6 protein-coding genes are annotated in these 5452 nt (G+C 49.5%); all 6 read left to right on the top strand.

Annotation, left to right across the window (positions count from 1 at the left end; genetic code table 11):
* Nucleotides 1-235 precede the first annotated feature (235 nt).
* Nucleotides 236-820 (top strand): hypothetical protein, encoded by a 585-nt coding sequence (locus tag QVO51_RS07325; RefSeq protein ID WP_022357857.1) that lies wholly within the window; start codon nt 236-238, stop codon nt 818-820.
* Nucleotides 821-908: 88 nt separating this feature from the next.
* Nucleotides 909-1376, top strand: coding sequence for a hypothetical protein (locus QVO51_RS07320; RefSeq protein WP_022357856.1), 468 nt, complete (start codon nt 909-911; stop codon nt 1374-1376).
* Between the two features lie 73 nt (nt 1377-1449).
* Nucleotides 1450-3447 (top strand): hypothetical protein, encoded by a 1998-nt coding sequence (locus QVO51_RS07315; protein WP_022357855.1) that lies wholly within the window; start codon nt 1450-1452, stop codon nt 3445-3447.
* Complete coding sequence (locus QVO51_RS07310) at nt 3444-4058, top strand: cell division ATP-binding protein FtsE (RefSeq protein WP_022357854.1); 615 nt, start codon at nt 3444-3446, stop codon at nt 4056-4058. Before QVO51_RS07315 ends, QVO51_RS07310 begins: the two co-directional genes overlap by 4 nt.
* A gap of 312 nt (nt 4059-4370) precedes the next feature.
* Nucleotides 4371-4763 (top strand): hypothetical protein, encoded by a 393-nt coding sequence (locus tag QVO51_RS07305; protein WP_022357853.1) that lies wholly within the window; start codon nt 4371-4373, stop codon nt 4761-4763.
* A partial coding sequence (locus tag QVO51_RS07300) for a hypothetical protein (protein ID WP_288167984.1) occupies nt 4760-5452 on the top strand: 693 nt, incomplete at its 3' end. The genes QVO51_RS07305 and QVO51_RS07300, both read left to right, overlap by 4 nt.

The raw sequence follows: 5452 nt of genomic DNA, 5'->3' as shown, positions 1-5452 counted from the left end.
TTGCCATCTACCGAGAGGCATTGCCGGAACTCATGGAGTTTATTGAAGTGACCAATACTGTAACGGGAGTGCAGTAGCATTTTTCAGATGGCTATGCGACAAAAACACACTGTCTTATCTTTTTTAATAAAAATTTTGAGGACTATTGACATTACAAAAAATATATGATATAATATGATTGATAAAAAATTAAAACGTATGTGGATTCGCATTATTGTGACAACGGAGGGCAATCATGACAAAAAAGAAAAAGATTCTGATCTGGATCGTATCCATCTTGCTGGGCGGCGCACTGCTGTACTCCGGCGCCTGGCTGTATTATTATTACGCTGTCTGTCTACCCCACATGCCGGCAGAATCCTATGGGTTTGCGATTGACCAATATACTCCCTCTAGTCCTGGATTGACCATTTATTCTACGGATATGGAAGAAACCTATTGGACTTGTTTTTATCGTGTTCCCACATTTGGCAATTTCTGCTGCTCTTTTGGTATTACCACTGCCACTGGAATCGATGACGATCATTGTATCGTCAATGAAGATGGTAGTGTGGACTATATCCCCTATAATATGTCCGGATCAGATTTTTCGGTTAGTATGGTGGCACCTCTTGGATTCAACGGCAAGTTTAAGGATTACACTTTTGATGTTTCAAGAATGACGGAAACGGATCGGGATTCTTATTTGGTGTTGGATGCAAACGGAAAACTTCTGAACGAGGATGAACAAACTGCTGCGGATCTTGCCATCTACCGAGAGGCATTGCCGGAACTCATGGAGTTTATTGAGACCACCAATACCATGACGGGAATGCAGTAGAATTTTCTTTCATTTTTAAACCTGCTTTTCAGCATTATGCGCGCCAATGCTTGATTAGAAACATTCTATATGACAAAAGGAGAAAGACATGAAGAAGAACAAGTTAACATCCCTCATTCTGGCAGGTATCGTTGCCTGCTCCGCCCTCACTGCCCTGCCCTTGTCTGCGTCCGCAAAATACTACGACAACAACGACAAGGCACATAATTACCGGGATATTAAGCAGAGATCCTACTCGAATCCAAGCGACCGATTTTACAAAATCGGAAAATGGAGCGAGTCATCCGAAACCCACAAACTGTACAAGAACGGCAAACATTCTGCGAACCTGATTATTGCCTATAATCCGGAAATGGTCGGCAGTGAGTATACCCATGCCTGGGTCGGAACAGCAAACGATCAGACCGGATTTTACATGGACAGCAAGCTGAATAACGATGGGAAGTTTACCTACAGCAAGACCCGGCGTGCGAATGGCTTCTGGAAAAGCACATATTGCTATAAATATGTGCGGAACGAAAGTGCAGTGACCTACACTGGATGCATCTATTGGTAAAATTCACGCAGAACGCAGGAGCACCCTTTTTGGATGCTCCCTCGTTCTGTTTCTGACAGTCGGGAGGAGACATATGAAACGGGGAAAGTATATCACCGCTTTGATTCTGTTTGCCGCCGCCACGGTACTGCTGGCGCTGTTCAATCTGGACGGATTCCCCCAGGCGCTGCCCAATACCTATAAGCTGGTCATATCCAATCCGGCAAAGGTGGATTTTCAGGAGCTGGATCAGATCGCCCGGCGGCATGATCTGCTGTTTTGCGGTGTCACAAACCGGAATACAGGACTGCAAAAAAGTACGGTTACCTTCTATACCGATGCAGACCGGCAGGACGCATGGCAGGCGTATCTTGGGCTGAAGCCGGGGATTATGCAGGATGTGCTGGGAAACGAATGCACCGTGTCCAGGAATACGCTGGAGGTGCTGATGCAAAATCAGGAAGAACGGAACAGTGTGTATTATGGGTATCTGGTGGGAGATCCGGCAGACTGTGACGCTGCGGCGGAGGAATTGTACATCCAATACGGCAGCATGATCCAGACCGCCAAAGCCAAGGTAGGGTCACGGACACAGCTCCTTACAGGTATTTTTGTGCTGGTATACCTGATGATGCTGTTTTACTGCTATCTGGACGCTTCCTTTGAAAAGAAGGAGATCGCCATTCGGGTGCTGCATGGGGATAGTCCCTGGTATCACTATCTGCGGTTCTGTCTGACGGACACGCTGGTCTTTTCCGTCCTGTTTGCCGGCTGCTGCCTGGTGCAGGATACATATACCCAGACCCTCCGGTTTTACGCCAATATTCGTTGGCTTTTTATTCCTTTCCTGGTGGGAGTATGGCTTGTGAATCTGCATCTGCTCCGGATCAAGCCAAAGGAAATGCTGTACGGGCATCAACTGTCCAACCGGCTTCTTGCCATGCTCACTCTGCTGGGCAATGGGGCGGCTTTGCTGAGCTGCCTTGTGATTTTGTCCATGCTGTCTGCGATTCCTTCCATCGGGAAGTATCAAAAGGCGGATGCCTTTTTCAAAAGCATGCAGGATTACGGTTTTCTGAGCGTTCAGCCTCTGGCGACTGTCGTTGACCCGGAGGAGCCGGATGACAGTTCTCGTCAAGGACTGCTGGAAAAACGGCGGTTCCTTTCTGAAACGGATACACAGCTTGCTCCGGTCTGCATGCAGGATATATCCGGGGAACTGGATAGTATCGGACAGGAGGATTTGTCCATACACCTGGTCTACTGCAATCACCGGGCGCTGGACTATGTGCAGAGCGTGTATCCGGAGGCGGCGCAGGCTGATCTGGCACAGTATGATGCGGTTTTACTGCTGCCGGAGCACTTCTCATCACTGGAGCAGGAGGCGGCAGCCGCATTGCTTCTGGATCATTATGAAAGCGCAGAAGGGGAGAGACCCTCGGAGGAACGGATCCAATACTTGTCATATGCTTCTGATGAGGAATTGCTATGCTTCCGGGAGTTTGCCAACAGCCGATTCACGTTCTACAAGACTCCAGCAGTGCTGATTGCCGCTGACCAGTTGCAGAAAGCGCATGCAGGGGAGGGCACCCGACACGATTATCTGGAAACCGGCTCTGTTTACCGGATCCCGGATGCCCGGAGCATGGAAAAGCTGACAGAGGATTATGCGCTGCAGATCAGTATGACCAACGTGTACGAAAAATTCCAGATCGAATATCAGGTGCAAAAATCTTTGATTGCCGTATTTTTGCTGGTAACCGTTCTGATGATCCTGCTGTATGTATCCGTACTTCGTACCATCCTGCAACTGGATTATCAAGTGAATGCCACTGAGCTTGCCATCCGGAAAACCCTTGGGGAGTCCATATTGCAGAAAAATCGGCGGTATTTTGTGACCGCACTAGTGATCGGCGGCATCAATCTGCTCGCTGCAGGGATCTATGTATACAAAACCGAAATGCAGCATGCGTTGTTTGTGCTGACAGTGCCTTGTCTGCTGACTGCGATCAATATAGCGCTGATCTACCGGATGATCCGGAAGCTGGAAGCGCAGCAGCTATCCAAAATTCTCAAAGGCGGTGCGTTATGATTCAGATAAACCATGTGAAAAAAGCAATTGGCGGTCATGTGATCTTTGATGACCTGTCCATGCAGATTGCAGACCGGGAATTTGCGGTGCTCACCGGGTCTTCCGGCTGCGGCAAAACCACCCTGCTGCACATGATCGGCGGGATCGAGCCAGTGGACAGCGGCGACATTCTCGTGGGAGACTTCAATGTGGCTAAGGGAAAAAACCTTATGCACTACTACCGGCATGAAGTGGGCTTCCTGTTTCAGAATTTTGCCCTGGTAGAGCGGAAAACCGTTGCGGAAAATCTGGACATGATCCGAAAGGATGCCCGCAGCAGTCTTTCTATGGCGGATGCTCTCCGGCGTGTAGGTATGGCAGGCAAGGAAAAACAAATGGTATATTCTTTGTCCGGCGGGGAGCAGCAGCGCATTGCCCTTGCACGGCTTATGATGAAGCAATGCAGTCTGATCCTGGCGGATGAGCCAACCGGTTCCCTGGATCCGAACAATGCAGCGCAGGTGATGGGAATTCTCAAGTCTTTCTCTGAAATGGGCAAAACTGTCATTATGGTGACCCATGCGCCCAATCTCATCGAACCCTCCATGCGGCATATTGCGCTGGATGCATAAACGGGCTGCCGCACATTCTTGTGCGGTGTTGCCTTTACTCCTTTTGTCTGTTATTTTAGGCAGTATCATGTGCCGGATCGGCTTTGCATGGTGCTGCCGTTTTTGTTGGATAAAATAGAAATGAAGAACATGGCATATGACCAATTGAGTAGGATTTTGACCAATTGAGTAAAAATGCTTGCGTTTTCATAATCCGGATTGTATAATGTATGCAGCACCGCACGAGACTTGTGCGGAATATGTTGGGCAGAACCGTTGGGCATGCTTTGCACGGTGCTGCTTTATGCTGCACAGCAGGAAAGGGGGAGACATGTGGACATTGTAGTTTACGGCAGGGACGGTACTGCCCTGACCGATATGATCCGGGATACGGCTGCCATGCAGTACAGGCTGCTGCATTTTCTGACACCGGAAAGCTATGACGCATATCTTGCAGCGCTCCGCAGCAGTGTGCCGGAGATCATTTGCATTGCTGTTCCAGGCGCTGCAGGAATGGAGGCTGCTATAGCCGCCCACGAGCTTTGCCCCAAGGCGTCACTGGTGTGGTTTGCAGAGGATGCGGCCTTTGGCGCCCAGTCTTACCGGGTGGACTGTCGGTATTTTACCGCAGAGCCGGTGAATGGAGCCGTGGTTGCAGAGGCAATCAGGCATTGCTGTTCTGTTTCCGGCTATGCAGACACAGAGTTTCAGGAGGTAGAGGTATGAAGCAAAAACAAAGATGGCTGGCGATGCTGCTGTCGGTGCTGATGGTATGGACCATGCTCCCTGCCGCAGGACTGCCTGCATGCAGGGTTTGGGCGGCGAAGAGCGTGACCTTCACACCCATATATGGTACAGCCGGCGTGAGTGAAGAAGAAAGCTACGACAAGATCCTTGACGTAAAAAAGACGCAGGATGATTTCTCGAAGTGGTGTGTGGAGTATTTTATCGGTGCAGAGGCGGTATTCCGGGCATCGGAGGAGATCTATGTCAGTGGATACACCATTACCACCGGTAATGACAACGCAACCGCAATCGGCAGAAATCCCGAGAGCTGGACCCTTTATGGCTGCAATGACTATGAGTCAGGTGCCAACTGGGAAACCATCCATGCGGTCACGAATGACACTGTACTCCAAAATGAAAATTATGCATCCTATGATTTCACATTTACGGCTACATCTAATAAGTATCGGTATTTCAAACTGGAGATCACGGCAATCGAGGACGGGGACGTTTTTCAGATGGCAGAGTTTGAACTGCAGTATTCCACCTGTGCACATCAGTGGTCAACAAGCGGTATGGTGGGGCCAATCTGTACAGAGCCTGCCTATATCGTAGAAACCTGCACGGTATGCAGCGAAGTACGGAAAGTTCCCCTGGAAAGTCATCCTGCACTGGGGCATGACTGGGAG

Origin of the sequence: Ruminococcus sp. CAG:379 (assembly GCF_000434255.1) — a bacterium.
GTDB lineage: Bacteria > Bacillota > Clostridia > Oscillospirales > Ruminococcaceae > Ruminococcus_F > Ruminococcus_F champanellensis.
Note: the sequence above shows the minus strand (reverse complement) of the source record. Positions and strands in the feature narration are given on the sequence as shown.

Bases quoted from the DNA above. Each gene is read 5' to 3' on its own strand.
- QVO51_RS07325 (WP_022357857.1), top strand. From the start codon at position 236: ATGACAAAAAAGAAAAAGATTCTGATCTGGATCGTATCCATCTTGCTG.
- QVO51_RS07320 (WP_022357856.1), top strand. From the start codon at position 909: ATGAAGAAGAACAAGTTAACATCCCTCATTCTGGCAGGTATCGTTGCC.
- QVO51_RS07315 (WP_022357855.1), top strand. From the start codon at position 1,450: ATGAAACGGGGAAAGTATATCACCGCTTTGATTCTGTTTGCCGCCGCC.
- QVO51_RS07310 (WP_022357854.1), top strand. From the start codon at position 3,444: ATGATTCAGATAAACCATGTGAAAAAAGCAATTGGCGGTCATGTGATC.